Raw genomic sequence first — 16,735 nt, 5'->3', positions numbered from 1 at the left:
ATAAAGTCCATGCAAGTGCTTGATAAGATCTCAGAATCTCTAAAGGTATTTGGCGCTCAAATAGCTCACGTTTATACCGAAACGGCTTTAGATCCAGAGATCGGGCCACCGTTAGATGATACTAACCTCGATAAAAGGATAGTAAATGGGCTTGAAAAACTCGGCATTCAGAGACTTTACAAATACCAATACGAATCTATCAGTTCCATTCTTAATGGTGAGAACGTAGCGATAATTTCGGGTACGGGAACCGGAAAAACTGAGGCCTTCCTCATCCCCCTTCTAGAATTGGCCCTAAAAGGTGAAAGATCGGTCTTGATTTATCCAACTAAGGCGTTAGCAAGGGATCAACTCAGTAGAATAAATTGGTTGCTAAATTTCTTACCTGAGATAAAGGTCGACGTTCTTGATGGGGATACAGATAGGGCCAAGAGACAAAAGATATACGAAGACCCTCCGGAAATATTGATAACTAACCCGGATATGATACACGTGGGTTTAGCGCTCTCTCCTAATTTCAGACAAGTGATAAGGGGGGCTGACCATTACGTTATAGACGAGATGCACGTTTATGACGGCGTTTTAGGTTCGCATCTGAGAAGGATACTAGATAGAATTAGAGAGCTGAACGGTCCGATTCACGTTATAGGAGCAAGCGGAACAATTGAGGCCACTCCCCTACTCTTTAACGAACTCTTTGGTGTAGATGGAAAGATAGTGAGGGGAGTAAATAGAAGAAGGGGGATGGCAATTCATGCTTTGATCGACTCGAAGGGTGTAAGTAGATGGACTTTATCGTCCTATCTAGCGGGGCTCCTAGTTAAGGAAGGTCTTAAGACGTTAGTTTTTGTGGATTCGCAGCAGATGGCCGAGAGGCTTGCCAAGATAGCAGAAAGATTCGGTGCTAATCTTGCTGTGCATAGAGCTGGGATATTACCAAAGGAGAGGATGGAGGTGGAGGAGAAGTTAAGGAACGGTGAACTTCACGGAGTCGTTGCCACTCCAACGCTTGAGCTAGGAATAGATATAGGTAGCCTTGATGTTGTGGTCATGGCAGAAAATCCTCCTAGTTATCCTAAATACATTCAAAGAGCTGGAAGGGCCGGAAGAAGAGACAAACTAGGTCTGATCTTTACAGTGTTAGGTGATAGTCCTATAGATAACTATTTCCTTAGGAGACCAAGTGAGTTCTTTAGCCGGAAATTAACACCTATAACCTTCGACAACAGCAACATGGAGGTCCTAAAGGTACACACTGCTGCCTTTATCCTAGAAAAGTTAGGAGTGAATATGAACACTCTTCCAGATCTGTGGAGGAGAGCGGCAGAAGAGTTGAAGAAGGAAGGGATAATAGCGTGCGAAAACAAAGTATACTATTCCACCTCTAGCACAAGGGAATTTGTGCGTAAGAGCTCGCTGAGGAGCTCCGGTCCCATTGTTAAGGTAGTGGAACAAAGGAAAATAGGAGAAAGAGAGCTACCTGCCGCTCTTTATGATCTTTACCCAGGGTCACTATACATGGTGTCAAAAAGGACGTATGAGGTGAAGAGTCTAGACCTCAGAAGTCTAGAAGCTAGAGTAGTTAAGATCGAACAAGATAAAGGATATTACACCAAGCCCCTCTACTCTGTTGACATAAAGGAGTTTAAGGAGACAGAGTCTAGGAAGGTCCTTGGGTTACCAGCTAAATACGGTGAGTTGACCGTTACTGTATTTGTTACAGGTTACGTTGTCTACGATTACTATTCCAAAAGGGAAAAACCGGTGAATGAGGTCCAATACGACAACCCAATCGAGTTCACGTATAATACTAAGGGTATAATTATAAAGCATCCAGCAATGGATGATTGGGACCTGCTGTCCTCTATGGAAGCTTATCATGCAACTGAACACGTATTAATATCAGCCGGAAGAGTTGTAGCTGGCGCTTCGTTGACCGATCTGTCAGGGATCAGTTACCCTTCAGGACACGTGGTAATATACGATTCGAGTGTGGGAGGAAACGGGGTATCTAGACTGCTCTATAGTCGTCTTGAGTCAGCCTATGATATAGCCCTGGACATAGTGAAGGGATGTGACTGTGAAGATGGCTGCCCAAAATGTGTCTATGATCCGTACTGCGGAAATAACAATAGAGTCCTTTCACGTAAGAAGTCACTGAGGTTAATAGACTACGTTATCAAAGGTGAGGAAGCCGACGACTCTCCTATAGAGGGTAAGAGCGTCAGATAGACCCTTAAGGGTATGACGTCGAGACACTAGATCACAAAACGCTGAGTTAAAGTTAAAACGTAAAAGCGGTCAGACTTTTAGGTATTAGAAGTGTGCAGCGTTACTGGAGTTCTAATTCTAGATCCTAGTACGTACCTTGACGTAGAGAGTAAACTCAGTTCTATTCTAATTAAAGCTGAGGACAGGGGAAGGGACAGTTTCGGGATAGTATCAATAAATGTAGATGGCTCCGTGAATCAAGTTAAGTCCCTAGGCAGGCCATCAAAGAACCAAGAGAAGCTCAAGGGAATTGTATCCGAGAAGACTAGGGTAATCGTAGCTAACAATAGGGCCGAGCCTACAACTGAGTTTGTAAGATTCAAAACTGAAAAAGACATTCAACCTTTCGTTGGAAATAGGTTCGTAATAACTCATAACGGCATCATTGCTAATGACATGGAGATAGAGAAAAAATACGAAATCAATAGGACGACCAAGATAGATAGTGCGATCATACCACCGTTTCTTGAGAAGAAATGGGACGGCTCTCTGGAAGGATTACGTAATTCCCTAAAAGAACTGAAGGGAAGTTACGCACTAGTAATAGGAGATAGGCTTAAACCTGACAGAATATTCCTCGCTCAGAACTTCAAGCCCATATACATGGCTTATGACTTCAAACTTAGAGCTATCTTTTTCACATCTTTAGACGATTACTTTGATGTCCAGCCCTTCGATGAAGTCAACGTTAGAAAATTAGAACCTTATAGCGTAGTTGAGGTTTCAAACAAAAAAGAGTTTAGGACTTTGAGCCTTTACGACAAACCGAAGAGGAGAGCACTTGTGATTGCAAGTGGAGGTCTAGATTCTACGGTCGCTGCAACTAAGATGGTAAAAGATGGCTATCAGGTTACGCTGCTCCACTTCAACTATCATCACAAGGCAGAGGAGAGAGAAAGGGAAGCTACTAGAAAAATTGCCTCTTACCTCAACGTAGATCTCATTGAAGTCAATACTGACGTGTTTACCCTCATAGGTGAGAGTCCATTACTGAAAGCGGGAGGAGAAATAGTAAAGGAGAGGAAAGGTGAGGAGGGAGCGGAATTCGCTCATGAGTGGGTGCCAGCACGAAACTCAATATTCTTCACAGTGGCTATGGCAATAGCTGAAGCGCGAGGTTACGATACTCTCGTCTCAGGGATAAACTTGGAGGAGGCAGGAGCTTACCCTGATAACGAAATGGAGTTCGTGAGGATGTTCCAAAGACTATCTCCTTATGCAGTTGGACCCAATAAGAGAGTTGACATAGTGATGCCTGTCGGAAATTTGGTGAAGCACGAGATAGTTAAATTGGGCCTAGATATAGGAGCTCCGTTACATTTGACATGGAGCTGTTATGAAGGAGGCGAAAAGCATTGCGGGAGATGCGGGCCTTGTTACATGAGGAAGACCGCGTTTGAGATCAACGGTGTGAAGGATCCGATAGAATATCAAGATTGATCCTAACCTAAATAAATGATGATTGCTATTAATGAACTTATAACATAACGATTGTAATCCCAAATGTCCCCTTCACGCAATCATTTTTTCCTAATCATAGCAATACCAAAGATAACCCGGAGCAGTAGAGAGTTAACCTAGATTAAGGTGATCAGTGGCTTTCTAGATCTTCCTTTTTATTCGTTCTAGTCTGACTTCCTCGTCGAGCTTACTTCCGAACCCTGTGAACCACTTGCCCATGAATAGTCCTGACGTTCTTTCCATCCATCCATCATACTCAAATCTTAGAGAAACTGAACCTTTTTGTAACTCTATTGCCAATTTCCCGTTACCTGTTTCGTTCCCAGAGCCTAACGTGAATACGTAAGTTATGTTGTTCCCCTTAAGGACGTTTCCATGTATGGAAAATCTCATTAACATAAATCTACCTTCAGCGTTAAACGAATCTTTCTCTAAATTAACCTGTTTTATAGGAGGGAATAGCCTCGGGAGAACGAAAACAGGGTCTGACAAGATTGTAAATAAGGACTGAGGATCGTGAGATGTAGGAACAGTTATCGATTTAATCATTATAAATCTCGATAATCTCATATGAGATATCTAGATAAAAAGTTTATGGTTTTCTTATATTTTGGAAAATCTATGAATTCTTGAAGAATAAGGTAATAGGGATATAATTGAAACGCTAAGATACTAGTCTTAAGGGGACTTCTCTACTATCTTGATCTACTATATTAAACTACCATCCTATTACGTGGAAGCCTTTTCCTACCTTGACACTCATGCCACGAACTAACTTAAGGTTTTTAGTTGGACATTAAATTAAAACTAAAAAGCGATTAAAATGAACTTCATTATATGGACAATATTAACTGACCTAAGAAAATTGAGAGCAACCCTGAAATGAATATTCCGTCAAAAGTTCCCATTCCTCCAACGCTTATCAGCTGAGGCCTAGCCTCTAGAATCCTCCTTATGTTGAGCAGGTCCGCCCCAATTAAAGTTCCTATCACACTACCAACGTATGCTGAGGTAGGTATAAGTAGAGGGTCATTAAAGAAGAGAAGATAACTTGTTAATACAGAAAATATGGGAGCTATTAGAGGGTTCATCACCACACCCACCCCGTTAACTACCTTTGAGAACGACTTTGATATAATTATCATGATTATTATATTAAGCAAAATAAGTAACTTGTGTGGCAGAAGATAAAGTAAGGTTAGAGATAATAACAAAGGAATGACAGCGCCACCCACGTTAAATGCCAATAGAGTTGTAACGTAAGACCTTTCTAATCTAGGTATGTAAATAGGAAATCCGAATACGTACATGACCTCGTACTCTGGAACGATGGCAGGTGACTTAAACTCCTTCACGACTATATTCAACGAGCTGGTAATAAGGCTGAGGAAAGAAATCTCGACCGCTAATGCGTAACCTATTCCGGAGGGAAGACCGGCATAGACTAGTATATCTTTGAAATAGTTTATTGATATGATAAGAAGCAGAAGGCTAAGAATGACGTATATCGGCAACATTAAACCTCTGACTGGGGAAACTATTAATATCCTTTTCAAATGGAATCTTAAGAAATTATTAAGGACAATTTTTATTTATTTTCTCATAATCCTCTTTCGTATTAACATTGATTATAAGACCTGGATAAGTTACGGACTGGTAATTATCTAACGTTAAGCCTTTCCAAATGCTTACTCCAATGAACTCTGATCTGCTAAGCAATGAACAGATTGACGATCTGCATTCGCTAATGAGAAGATTTATCGCATCTTTGGGGATAAGAGGGACGTCGCTTGGGAAGACAATAGTTGGTCTCTCGACTCTAGAGACTGCCTCTAACACATCAACCTCGTACCCATAACCTGAGGTGTACAATATCTTGGCATCCATGGTTCTCAACATTGGTTCTATTGGGTGATTTCTGGTTGTAGCGATGAACACTTGATCAGAGAAATCCCATGCCGTTTCGATGACCCATCTTATCATGGGCTTTTTGCATACCTCCAGAACTGGTTTAAAAGGTGATAGCCTAGTCCCCTTTCCTCCAGCCATAATGATTGAGGTCGGCAATTTCAATTTAGATCAGTTGAATAATTAAGGATTATCTTAAATATTCTTTCTTCAGAATAAAGTATGTTAATCATGAAAAAGGTTATCGTTGTAGGAGGAGGAAACGGAGGTATCGTAGCCGCAAACAGGTTATCTGGGAAAGGATTGGACGTAACCGTCGTAGAACCGTTAGACGCACATCTGTACCAACCTGGAATAGTTGATTTCTCTCTCGGAAATGAAGACGAGAGGTCTATAGTGAAAAGTCTAGACTCCGTACTCTCCGCCAAACGCATTAAAGGAAGGGTTAGCAAAGTCTTACTTGAAGAGCACTCGGTCTTAGTAAATGGAGAAAAATTAAGCTATGACTACTTAATACTCTCCCCAGGAGTGGTGAGTAAACAAATAGACGGGGCATTAGATTGGCACACGTTAGAGCACGGTAGGATCTTAAGAGAAAACATTGCGTCGTTCTCTGGAGAATCCATAGTCATTGGATACACAGGTGTGATAAAGTGCCCTGCTGCTCCATTCGAGTTCGGCTTTCTGTTGAGAGAGAAGTTCCCTAAAACTAAGATCACCCTCTTAAATCCTGTAACAAGTCCTCCTGAGATACAAAGGCCCATGGCTGAAGCTTTCGGAAGAAGATCAAAGGAACTCAACATAGACGTGAAGAGAGGTTTCAAGATAGCAAAGATAGATAAACTAAACAAGATCATTGAATCAGAAGGCGGAGAAAAAGTAACTTATGATCTAGCCTTAATAGATCCGCCCGTAACTGTACCTGAGGAGTTTAAGGAGCTGGCTGATAAAAGCGGTTTCATCCCTGTGGATAGAACGACGTTAAAATATAGAGATTATGATAACGTTTTCGTTATTGGAGACGCTAACAATATATTAACACCGCCTAAAACTGGAGCTAAAGCTCATTATGAGGCTAAGATAGTTTCGGAGAACATTCTAAACGACGTTCACGGCGGAAATAAAAAGATCTATGATGGAAGTGCGATATGTGCAGTCTATGCGGGTGAAACAAAGGGATACCTTGTGAGAATGAACTTCCAGAAAAGTGGAATATATGGAGCCTCCTACATGTTTTATGAAATGAAGAGGATGTTCACTCGTTTGTATTGGACATCCTTAAAAGGTTTGATACCTTAGCGATGTTCTGAAGAGTCTAGAGTAGAGAGGACAGGAATTCAAGTTTAAGAGCTGGAGGTTTTCCCCCAGATTGTCATGATTTGAATGCAGGACTGGAGGATATATTTCCTTATAACTGCTATAATATTAAATCACAAAATTTTTCTGACAGCTTTATTTTCTCATGATCATTAATTATATTAAGGGTAGAAACTTATAGCGTCTAAGGGCATCTCTTGAACTGCTTTTCACAAGTGGTAAAAGAGTAAAGTTCAGGAACCTTCTCATGGATAAAAATCGAGAGACTTTGAAGTATAGTTGTTAAGCTGATTAGGTTCTAAGCACAAATCTTCCTTAGATAAATTGAATCTACTTTACTAAACCTCTCTGTTTAGTAATTAGCTCCGCCTTGGTATATAGATCTGGGAAAAGTTGCCTCATACCTATTTCTAGAGCTTCTTTAGCTACTTTGCTTATCTTAAAGCCAGGTCTCGTGTTGAAAAGATACTGTAGCACAACATAACTAGGATAACTCCATATTCCTATCTTAGGATCTTTATCCAAGAACTTTCTCATTAGCTCTAATTCCTCGTCCTCTAATCTCTGATCCCTTTTAACGTTTTGATTCTCTAGGGATATCATAGGAGACTTGTCAGCTCCAGAGTCTATGGTGTTGTCTACCCTCTGAGGAGAGTTGTCTACTCCCTGGACCCTGTTGTCTACCCTCTGAGGAGAGTTGTCTACTCCCTGGACCCTGTTGTCTACCCTCTGAGGAGAGTTGTCTACTCCCTGGACCCTGTTGTCTACCCTCTGAGGAGAGTTGTCTACTCCCTGGACCCTGTTGTCTACCCTCTGAGGAGAGTTGTCTACTCCCTGGACCCTGTTGTCTACCCTCTGAGGAGAGTTGTCTACTCCCTGGACCCTGTTGTCTACCCTCTGAGGAGAGTTGTCTACTCCCTGGACCCTGTTGTCTACCCTCTGAGGAGAGTTGTCTACTCCCTGGACCCTGTTGTCTACCCTCTGAGGAGAGTTGTCTACTCCCTGGACCCTGTTGTCTACCCTCTGAGGAGAGTTGTCTACTCCCTGGACCCTGTTGTCTACCCTCTGAGGAGAGTTGTCTACTCCCTGGACCCCACCATCCCTTTTCTTTCTATTAAGTAAAAAATCGAGTTCACTCACTTAAAATCACCTTTCCCAACTCCTCGTAAAGTTTTTCAATTCTAGGTCTCCTCAGTCTTATTTCCTCGTATCTCGAGACTGGTACGCCCAGTTTAGACGCTTCCGAGAACAGTCTAGACTGAGGTATGGACAATTGAAGGAACTTTACTGCCTTTAATTCCACATCTATAGGCTTCTTTGACATGCTAGTAAACGCTACTGCTTTCTTATTTAGACTCTGTAATCTAGAGTCTAGATTTCTTACCGCTTCAATTGCTAGAGGTTGAGGAGTTACAGGAGATAATATCTTGTCTGCAGCTACCATAGAGGCAACGGCTAAAGTTCCTAAATTGGGGGGCGTATCTATTACTAAGACGTCAAAACTTTCCGCGATCTTGACGATTGACTTCATCACGTCTTCTACTTCTCCACCTATTTCCAGCTTTAACAGTCCTAAATGAGCTGGAAAGACTTCAATGTTGAAGATGTTGATGCTCTTACCGCCTAGAGGGAACTCTCTCTTATCTCTCCTTATTCCGAATGAGAAAGATGTTCCACCCTCAGGGTCCATATCTAGAAGACCTACATTCATTTGCTTAGACAGACCATACGCTAAATTAACTGCCGTTGTTGTTTTGCCCACACCGCCTTTTTGATTAATAACTGTAATAATCATGTCTAGACTATTCCCTGAATACTCTATATAAGGTGTGGAACTAGTATTACGATAATTAACATAAATTAGTTAAAATAATAAATATAAATTAAGCTACCTCAATGTATATATATCTCTTGTTTAAATAGTTAAAGCATGTACATACAACAGGAGTTCGTTAGGTCCTTCTTCAGAGCCAATTGGTTCTCTAAGCTTATCATAGGAAGGGAGTTGGAAGCGGATGAAATAGCTGGGATGTACTTGGCAAGTAAGCTAAACTGCCCTACTGCAAAGAGGAATATAGGAGTCGGCTTCTATAGGTTAGGTTTAGAAGCCGTGAAATGGTTCCATCCCTCTGGCTCAATAGTCCAACCTAGGGCTGGACTTTACTTAATTCCTAGGCCCCACAAAAGGCAAATTTGTATTGGTTGCGATTGGGGACTTTCAATTAAGGTGTCGAATATAGGAAAGGACTTTCAGGACCTTGAAGAGGTGAGAGACTGCCCGAGAGTCTATGTAAAACCAGAGATAAAGGACGAAATGATAGAGGTCTTCGTAGAAAACGGATACGAAATTGAGCGAGAGCAACTTTTAGCAAAAAAGGAGATATTAGGCGCTCTCGCCCAGAATATCGGCTAAATGAACTGGTTTCAATCCTTTAAAAGCTAGAGCTAAGGAACAAGCTGGGTTGGTTGATAAAACCAGGTTCACTCCGCTCTTCTTGACTTTCTCGGCCTTTATTTTCATCACTTCGTCTGAGATCTCAGGATGATAAAGGAAGTACCCTCCTCCAGCCCCGCATTCAAAGGAGGGTTCGTCCATCTCAACTACCTTTATACCCACTTTCCTCATCACGTCTCTCGTGACTTTGGTTAATCCAATTAGGTTGGCGTGACACGGGTCATGGATTGTTACAGTCATATTGACTCTTCCATTTACATGTGCCAAAGCGAACTCCGAGAAATCCTCCACTTGAAGGCCCATTTCCCTCATGTGCGCTGAGCAATTGGAGGATAGAGACACCACTCTCCTTCCTTTGAACTTTTCCTTCAAATTTCCGATTAACTCCTCACTTCTTTTCTTCTCTCCTTCACTATAATGAGAAAGACCGCAGCATCCATTTACTATCTCAACCTTATAACCCTTTGACTTGATAAAACGAAGTGCGTTCTCTACCGTCTTTCTGAACGATAACGCCATCAGACAACCAGGGAACAGTAGAACGTTTGGATTATCCTCTCTATAGTCTAGAGGTGAATCAACAGACGGTATGAAGTCTCTAATCCTCTTTATCAAAGACGAGTTCAGGCCACTACTGGCTTTGAGCAACCTATAGGCCAACTTCGGTCTCTCCATTAGCAAGTTCATGGCCTTCCTTAAAGGTTGTTCCTCTCTCCTTAAGTGAATCAATCTCCCATATTCAACTCCGCTAGGACAAGCTGCTTCACATCTCCTACAGAACATACAAGTCTCTATTCCCACACTTGATATACCCAGCTTCACTGAAGCTATCCTTCCACGAGGAGAGTGAATTTCTGACCTAGTCACAACATAAGTTGGACAGGACTCAAGACAGAATCCACAGTGAACGCAAGAGTCCTCTAATCCCACTCCCACATCCACCTCAGCACATCGTTATTGGACTTACATCCTCCTAAAAGCTTACAGGGGTTTACCAAGTTCTTGGGGTCAAACGCTTTCTTAACTCTCTTGAACACCTCTAACTCCTCTTCAGAGTAATATAGACTCATAAACTTCAGTTTCTCTATCCCAATGCCGTGTTCCCCTGATGGGACGCCTCCTAACTTCAACGCCAGTTTCATTATCTCAGAACTCGTGTCTAAGGCTAGCTTCAAACTTTCCAACGAGTCTGGATTATAGGGGATTAGTGGGTGAAGATTTCCATCTCCTGCATGAAACACGTTGGCTATGAAAACCTTCCTCTCCCTTGCTATCTTCTCTATTCCAGAGAGGACCTCTGGGAGCGTCTTCCTCGAGACATTACAATCGAGAGTGAGATAAGCAGGGGCTATCACACCCATGGCAGGAAAAGCGCCCTTCCTAGCGTTCCAGAGCTTTTGTCCTCCGTCCTCTGGATGTATCAACTCACCGCCTGCTCCCTTCAAGACCTTGTTTATAAGGGAGACTTGCTCCTCGACAGCTTCTTGGCTGCCATCTAACTCAATAAGGAGTAGCGCCTTCACCTCAGGTATACCAGCCTTGTATCTACTTCTTTCAATGACCCATATTGAGTTACCATCCATCATCTCAAGAGCTGATGGTATAATACCGGCCTTAAAGATCTCTACCACTGCCTCTCCCGCCTCCTTGACGCTATTGAAAACCGCGAAAACGTCCCTTTTTGAAGAAGGTCTTGGGAATAGCCTAAGTCTAGCTCTAAGTATTCCTCCTAGCGTACCTTCTGCTCCAACGAAAATTGGAGTGGAAGAGAGAAAAGGTTCATGAGTTATCTGCTCAACGTCTCCGTTGGGTAGTATCACCTTTAGCGAGATAACGCTATTTACGGTCGGTCCATATTTTACTACGTGAATCCCGCCTGAGTCGTGAGAAACGTTACCACCTATTGACGAGACGCTAAAGCTAGATGGATCAGGGGCATAAAACAAGTGAGGAGGGGCATTCTTTGTAACCAAGGCGTTTACTATACCTGGACCTACTTCTATCTCCAGACCTGATTGAAAGTGAACCTTATTGAGTCTGGTCATACTGATGACGACTTCGTCATGTAGGGGAACTGTAGCTCCGCTCAAGCTAGTTCCACTTCCTCTGAACACGAACTTCACGTTATTGTCATAGAGAAATCGTACCACTTTAATGACATCCTCCTCGTTACCGGGAAGCACTACGAGTGAAGGACTTCCCTTAATCGCAGTAAATCCGTCAAATCCGTAGAGCTTCTTTTCGTCGCCAGAAACTATCCATCTCTCTCCTACGATACTCGCTAATCCTTCCTCTACGTTCATCACTTTAAATAATCACATTTCAGTAATAAAACGTAATGTGGATTGATGAGCTAGAGAAAGTGACTAAGGTGAGACAAATAAAAGAAAAGTCTGGATCCGTCCTAGTTCAACCCGAAAGTGAGCTCGAGTTCAAGGAAGTGATTAAGTTAGCTAACCAGCGACAAATAAAAGTCCACGTTATAGGTACGGGAGAGAACCATATAGGAGAGCCAGTAAACGCCGATCTACTCGTATCCACGAGAGGTTTGGTTGGAATTTTAGAAAGCTCTCAATCAGACCTTTACGTTAGGGTTAAAGCCGGTACTCCCTTCAGAGACCTCGTCAGAGCTTTGGATAAGTCTGGATTATGGATACCATTCTATCATACGGGGACTGTTGGAGGGTTCTCCTCTCTAAACTTTCCGTTCCACTACAGCCTTTTTTATGGATATCCTAGAGATTGGTTAATCGGTGCTAAGAGCGTTACCGGACTAGGAGAGATCATAAGGACTGGAGATAGGACTCCAAAGTTCTCCTCCGGATATAAGATCTGGAAAGCTATGTCTGGGGCCCTTGGTAAATTGGGTGCGTACCTTGAGATAACATTGAAAGTGATACCGAAGCCAGAGGAAACTTTTCCAGCACAAATCAAAGTTAGTGAAATTTGGAAGGCCATATCGAAGGGAGCGATTGGTATTACAATTTATAGAAAGGGTGAGGAGAGGGCCATAGCGTGGTTCTCAGGCCATTCAAGCTACGTTAGGAAAGTAGTACAAGAATATCGACAGGCCGATATCCCTAAATGCAGCGGAAGCACTATCTATTCTATCATTACGGTAAGGGGATTAGAACTCGAAAATACGCAAAATATAAATGCAGAGTGCATTGTTTCCTTTTTCGGATCTGGTTACTCTAGAATATACAATGGAGAAGATCTCTTAGCTCTGAGGGAGAAAGGTTACAACGTTATAGGGGAGAAGGGATGCTATAGAGATTGCCTCCCTAAGCAAAGCGAAACGTTCAAGATCTTGAAGAGTGCGCTCGATCCAAATGATATTCTAATATAAAGACACTTCTTTCGATGGATACCTAGAACTCCATATTCTTGTTGTTAGTTTTATATATCCATATATAATAGATTCAATCTAATACATAATCTTTTAAATAAATATCTTTGTAAATAACCATATGGATAAGAGGAGACTACAAAAGATCAAGGGAGGTAGCTACATAATTTCCTTGCCTAGTGATTGGGTCAGGAAAATGAACTTGGATGTGAAAAGTGAGCTAAAGGTTTACGAAGTATATGACGGCCTTAAGATAAGACCTCCTATCAAACCGACCCTAGAAAAAGTTATTGAACTTAAAGATCTTGAAAGCACGAAATACCTTGTAATAACCTATTACATGCAAGGTCTTAACAGAATAGTCATTAAGTCAAATTCTGTAATACCATTGGATGTTAAGAGAGAGTTAAGAGAGTTGCAACTTCAATGCTATGGATTGGAGATCGAAACTGAAACGTTCGACAGCATCTCCTTTAGGATTAACGTTAGCGTCTCAAACGACTTGATAGAATCGATGAGACAGTTTGTGAAAAAAATTGAGACTATTTTGGGAGACGTTGAGCTTCTCTTTAAGAACTTTACAAATGAGATGAGAGAGGATCTACTAGCAAGAGTTAGCATACTTAATAAGGATTATAGACTCCTAGTAAGGATGATAGCCGTAGGGGTTCAAAGGGATGACGAAGTTAACTTTCACATATATCCAAAAGATATCATACTTTTTGCAGTCGCACTCAGGGACCTCGGCAGGTTCATAACTCATCTAATGCTTTTCCTGAGGGAGATAAGTCAAGAGGAGCTAAACGAAATCTTTGAATTTTTTGAGAAACTAAGGGAAATATTCTTAATCTCTACAAATATGTTCTTAACTGAGGATCTCTCTAATATGGGGAAAGTTAGGGAGGGCTTTAGAGAGCTAGAAAAGGGAGCTCCTAAAACTGAAGCTGGTAAGGAAATGGTCAGAATGGGCTCATACTGCATAGCAATGATGGATAACGCAGTTAACAAAAGCGTTAGGCTTTACGATTTCGCATAAAAGCAAACCGCTCAGAAAGCCAAACTAGGATCTGAATCGTTCTCAATGTAGATGTTAATGTACCTTCGATGAGCGATACTATTCTCTTAGTTCGTTAGTAATATCCTCTCCTAAGGATCCTTTTATCCTCTCAAACGATTCGATACTTAAGAGTAGAACGGTTATATAAAACTCATCTCCGTACTTATAGACTTCGTTCAATACCGCGTCGACTATCTTCGTTTTCTCCTTACACGATACTTGATTTACACCTACTAACGTATATTGGTCCTCTTGTTTAAATGCCCAAGCGTCACCCACTAATTCCTTTAACTTAAGATAGCCAGCTTTGATTCCGTTCATATCATAATATGCACATTAAAGCTAATTAAAGGTGTGTTTTATAGTTCTTTCAAATGTGTTTTTCTCAACCAATGAAACCCTTTGGACAATAAGGTAACGAATGGTTTTAAAAACTCATTAGCCCCTAGACTCTGTGATCAGTATGAGTATCATACTAACTTTTTTATCGATATTAATTTTTAGCATGTTAGCAGGTTTCCTTGGTTCACTCACTGGTCTCGGCGGAGGTACGGTCTTGGTTCCCATCCTAACACTCTACCTAGGAATACCCATAATTTACGCCACGGGCTCAAGTCTGATCTCCACAATCGCTACTTCTAGTGGATCAGCCTCAGCTTACGTAAAGGAAAGGATAACTAGCGTTAGGATAGGTATTTCCCTTGAGATAGCCACGACAGCAGGATCTATAGTCGGATCGTTAACTGTGGCATACATTTACTCACTGCGTTTGCAGTATTTAGTTTACATCATATTTGGAATTGTCCTCCTATTTTCAATTTATCCTACTTTGAAAAAGATGAAGGGAGAGTTCCCCACACCTAAACCTCCAGACTGGACCACTAAAGCGTTAAATCTATACGGTGAATACTTCGATCCTGCAAATAACACAACGGTTAAGTACTGGGGGGTAAGATGGTGGTTGGGTCTCATTGTGATGTTCTTTGCAGGTTTCATTTCTGGTTTGTTGGGTATAGGTTCAGGAGCTCTCAAGGTTATAGGTATGGATTACGCAATGAACCTCCCGATGAAAGTTACAACCACTACCAGTAACTTTATGATTGGAGTCACTGCAGCAACGGGTAGCGGGATATATTGGGCCCTAGGTTACATACAACCGTTCCTTGCGGCTCCAACTGCGATAGGTGTCTTAATGGGGTCACTAATTGGAACTAGAGTTCTAGTAAGGATGAAGAACAAGAGAATAAGAGCAGTGTTTCTAATTATACTAGGATTCCTAGGCGTGCAGATGATTCTAAGAGGATTGGGGGTGTTATAATGGAAGTAGAGGACGTTATAAGTTACTCTCTCATCGTGGGGGTCGTAGCAAGCATACTTCTGATCATTATTGGGGTGGTCCTTATATTTGTTCATGATGGAGCTCAGGGATTCACACTAGAGCAGATAGGTAACGTTCACTCGTTTATCAACACTTCAACCACCACTCCTGAGAAGGTTGTACAAGGAGTTCAGAAATTGGATGGCCTTTCATTCGTTTATCTGGGATTAATTGTTCTTATAGCCACACCCATTATCAGGGTAATTTTACTAATTGGAGATTTCCTTAAGAACAGAGATCTGCTTTATACGATACTTTCACTTATAGTTTTGATTAACATACTTATAGCTATATTTATAGTCCCTGATTATATCATAAAATAAAAGATATATTAGAATTTCATTACCTTAACTAGGTTTATCGAAAGTTGAAGTGACCTGCCGGGAACTTTTAACGTATCTGTGGATGAAGATTAACCCGTTGAAATGTTTGAAATGGAAAGAGTCCTGGTACCGCTCAATATAGTTATCTCAATCGATGCGTTAACTCGAAAGAAATTGGCAAAGATCTAGTAAGTTTTATGATTCAGATAATCTAGGTTTCCCTATGATTGAAGAGAGAGCTCAGGTTCTACGTGACCTTGAAGAGGCCGTTAAGCGTTTCGTTTCCAATGATAAATCATTTTTGTTAATTCCTGAGATTAGGACAAACGTAGGATACGCTTTAGTGAACGCGCAGGACACTTATGACGTGGCTGCAATACCTGGCAGATTAACTGTGGCCTTCAACAAGGTAATATATTGCCTTCCTCCAGCGTTTGGAGCATCAGACCATATAGCCAGGGTCATCTTAACGAGTATGAAGTTTGATCCCAACATTAGAAGCGCGATGAATCTAGCGCTTTACCCACAATTCTTCGGTCTCAATCCTTACGTTTTTGATAGGACGACTGAGCCCGCTGAGAGAAAAAGGTTAGAGAAGAAAACAATGAACTTCATGATTGAAAAAGCGTTTAGTGACCTCGGAAGGATACCAGAGTTCATTGTAGATAAGGGAGATCTTGGAAAGGAGCCGGGACTATTCGTGTTAGGTAAGACCCCTCAAGAGGTTGTGAATAAAGCTCTTCAACTGACCTCTTTGTTATGATCCTCAAGGATCATCTCTATCTTTTTTCTACATTCCATCAAAACTAAGTCAACGTCATGAAATACTTCCGGTTTTTCAAGTTTAGACCTATAGTTATATAATACAAGGCTTAAATCGAATAGTTCTGAGGCCAATCTTCTATAATTCGTGTTTGAGAAGAAGTGCTTAACGTGAGCTTTAGCCTCAGCCCACTTTTGCTCTCCGTCCTCAGTCAATTTGTAAACCTTTTTACCATCCTTCTCGACTACTGTCACCGAGCCTTCCTTGATTAAGCTCTTTAAAACTGGATAAATTGATCCTGGGCTCGGTTTATAAACTCCATTAAATCTAGTTTCAATAGTCTTCATTATTTCATAAACGTGCATGGGCCTTAGATTGAGCGCATCTAATATCAGGAATCGCAAGACGCCACGACGCAATCTCTCTAAGTTCATCTTCATAAGTGAGTATATG

General features: G+C 41.5%; 18 protein-coding genes. 9 read left to right on the top strand and 9 right to left on the bottom strand.

Features of this window, described 5'->3' with window-relative positions; genetic code table 11:
* Nucleotides 1–9 precede the first annotated feature (9 nt).
* A complete protein-coding gene (locus tag MCUP_RS07280) occupies nucleotides 10–2,232 on the top strand; it encodes a DEAD/DEAH box helicase (RefSeq protein ID WP_013738150.1) in 2,223 nt (740 codons plus the stop codon).
* Nucleotides 2,233–2,322: 90 nt separating this feature from the next.
* Complete coding sequence (gene queC, locus MCUP_RS07275) at nucleotides 2,323–3,711, top strand: 7-cyano-7-deazaguanine synthase QueC (protein WP_013738149.1); 1,389 nt, start codon at nucleotides 2,323–2,325, stop codon at nucleotides 3,709–3,711.
* 162 nt (nucleotides 3,712–3,873) lie between these two features.
* On the opposite strand, the gene MCUP_RS07270 is transcribed toward queC, so the two are convergent.
* The 3 genes from MCUP_RS07270 to MCUP_RS07260 all read right to left on the bottom strand — a co-directional run bounded on the left by MCUP_RS07270 (nucleotide 3,874) and on the right by MCUP_RS07260 (nucleotide 5,799).
* Nucleotides 3,874–4,281 (bottom strand): DUF3211 domain-containing protein, encoded by a 408-nt coding sequence (locus MCUP_RS07270; protein ID WP_048057770.1) that lies wholly within the window; start codon nucleotides 4,279–4,281, stop codon nucleotides 3,874–3,876.
* Nucleotides 4,282–4,565: 284 nt separating this feature from the next.
* A complete protein-coding gene (locus MCUP_RS07265) occupies nucleotides 4,566–5,288 on the bottom strand; it encodes a DUF1614 domain-containing protein (protein ID WP_013738146.1) in 723 nt (240 codons plus the stop codon).
* Between the two features lie 19 nt (nucleotides 5,289–5,307).
* Nucleotides 5,308–5,799 carry an NTP transferase domain-containing protein gene (locus MCUP_RS07260; protein WP_237697982.1) on the bottom strand — a complete coding sequence of 164 codons (492 nt, stop codon included), beginning with the start codon at nucleotides 5,797–5,799 and terminating at the stop codon, nucleotides 5,308–5,310.
* Between the two features lie 72 nt (nucleotides 5,800–5,871).
* Between MCUP_RS07260 and MCUP_RS07255 the strand changes: the two genes are divergently transcribed.
* Nucleotides 5,872–6,939: an NAD(P)/FAD-dependent oxidoreductase gene (locus tag MCUP_RS07255; protein ID WP_048057769.1), complete on the top strand. Its 1,068-nt coding sequence runs from the start codon at nucleotides 5,872–5,874 to the stop codon at nucleotides 6,937–6,939.
* Between the two features lie 348 nt (nucleotides 6,940–7,287).
* On the opposite strand, the gene MCUP_RS10150 is transcribed toward MCUP_RS07255, so the two are convergent.
* The gene (locus tag MCUP_RS10150; protein WP_013738143.1) at nucleotides 7,288–8,097 is read right to left on the bottom strand and encodes a hypothetical protein; all 810 of its coding nucleotides are present in this window, start codon (nucleotides 8,095–8,097) and stop codon (nucleotides 7,288–7,290) included.
* Nucleotides 8,090–8,752, bottom strand: coding sequence for a ParA family protein (locus tag MCUP_RS07245; RefSeq protein WP_013738142.1), 663 nt, complete (start codon nucleotides 8,750–8,752; stop codon nucleotides 8,090–8,092). The genes MCUP_RS10150 and MCUP_RS07245 overlap by 8 nt, the downstream gene beginning before the upstream one ends.
* Before the next feature lie 135 nt (nucleotides 8,753–8,887).
* Here MCUP_RS07245 and segC point away from each other — a divergent pair, with 135 nt between their 5' ends.
* Entirely contained in the window at nucleotides 8,888–9,370 is a 483-nt protein-coding gene (gene segC, locus MCUP_RS07240; RefSeq protein WP_013738141.1) for a SegC family DNA-binding protein, read from the top strand.
* On the opposite strand, the gene MCUP_RS07235 is transcribed toward segC, so the two are convergent.
* Nucleotides 9,341–10,342, bottom strand: coding sequence for a (Fe-S)-binding protein (locus MCUP_RS07235; RefSeq protein ID WP_013738140.1), 1,002 nt, complete (start codon nucleotides 10,340–10,342; stop codon nucleotides 9,341–9,343). The two genes, segC and MCUP_RS07235, sit on opposite strands and share 30 nt — an antisense overlap.
* Entirely contained in the window at nucleotides 10,333–11,715 is a 1,383-nt protein-coding gene (locus MCUP_RS07230) for an FAD-binding oxidoreductase (protein ID WP_013738139.1), read from the bottom strand. Before MCUP_RS07230 ends, MCUP_RS07235 begins: the two co-directional genes overlap by 10 nt.
* Nucleotides 11,716–11,750: 35 nt before the next feature.
* Between MCUP_RS07230 and MCUP_RS07225 the strand changes: the two genes are divergently transcribed.
* Together MCUP_RS07225 and MCUP_RS07220 are read left to right on the top strand one after the other, a co-directional pair.
* Nucleotides 11,751–12,761 carry an FAD-binding oxidoreductase gene (locus MCUP_RS07225; protein WP_013738138.1) on the top strand — a complete coding sequence of 337 codons (1,011 nt, stop codon included), beginning with the start codon at nucleotides 11,751–11,753 and terminating at the stop codon, nucleotides 12,759–12,761.
* A 121-nt stretch (nucleotides 12,762–12,882) separates the two neighbouring features.
* Nucleotides 12,883–13,797, top strand: a complete 915-nt coding sequence (locus MCUP_RS07220) for an AbrB/MazE/SpoVT family DNA-binding domain-containing protein (RefSeq protein WP_013738137.1) — start codon at nucleotides 12,883–12,885, stop codon at nucleotides 13,795–13,797.
* 78 nt (nucleotides 13,798–13,875) lie between these two features.
* Here the strand turns inward: MCUP_RS07220 and MCUP_RS07215 are convergent, their stop codons facing one another.
* Nucleotides 13,876–14,139, bottom strand: a complete 264-nt coding sequence (locus MCUP_RS07215) for a hypothetical protein (RefSeq protein WP_013738136.1) — start codon at nucleotides 14,137–14,139, stop codon at nucleotides 13,876–13,878.
* A 142-nt stretch (nucleotides 14,140–14,281) separates the two neighbouring features.
* Between MCUP_RS07215 and MCUP_RS07210 the strand changes: the two genes are divergently transcribed.
* The 3 genes from MCUP_RS07210 (at nucleotide 14,282) to MCUP_RS07200 (ending at nucleotide 16,282) form a co-directional block, all read left to right on the top strand.
* Nucleotides 14,282–15,136: a sulfite exporter TauE/SafE family protein gene (locus MCUP_RS07210; RefSeq protein ID WP_048057585.1), complete on the top strand. Its 855-nt coding sequence runs from the start codon at nucleotides 14,282–14,284 to the stop codon at nucleotides 15,134–15,136.
* A complete protein-coding gene (locus MCUP_RS07205) occupies nucleotides 15,136–15,519 on the top strand; it encodes a DUF1634 domain-containing protein (protein ID WP_013738133.1) in 384 nt (127 codons plus the stop codon). The genes MCUP_RS07210 and MCUP_RS07205 overlap by 1 nt, the downstream gene beginning before the upstream one ends.
* Nucleotides 15,520–15,742: 223 nt before the next feature.
* On the top strand, nucleotides 15,743–16,282 hold the full coding sequence (locus MCUP_RS07200) for a thiamine-phosphate synthase family protein (protein WP_013738132.1): 540 nt from the start codon (nucleotides 15,743–15,745) through the stop codon (nucleotides 16,280–16,282).
* On the opposite strand, the gene MCUP_RS07195 is transcribed toward MCUP_RS07200, so the two are convergent.
* On the bottom strand, nucleotides 16,261–16,716 hold the full coding sequence (locus tag MCUP_RS07195) for a PadR family transcriptional regulator (protein WP_237697981.1): 456 nt from the start codon (nucleotides 16,714–16,716) through the stop codon (nucleotides 16,261–16,263). The two genes, MCUP_RS07200 and MCUP_RS07195, sit on opposite strands and share 22 nt — an antisense overlap.
* Nucleotides 16,717–16,735: the final 19 nt, after the last annotated feature.

The sequence above is a fragment of the Metallosphaera cuprina Ar-4 genome, from assembly GCF_000204925.1.
In the GTDB taxonomy this organism is placed as follows: Archaea; Thermoproteota; Thermoprotei_A; order Sulfolobales; family Sulfolobaceae; genus Metallosphaera; species Metallosphaera cuprina.
Note: the sequence above shows the minus strand (reverse complement) of the source record. Positions and strands in the feature narration are given on the sequence as shown.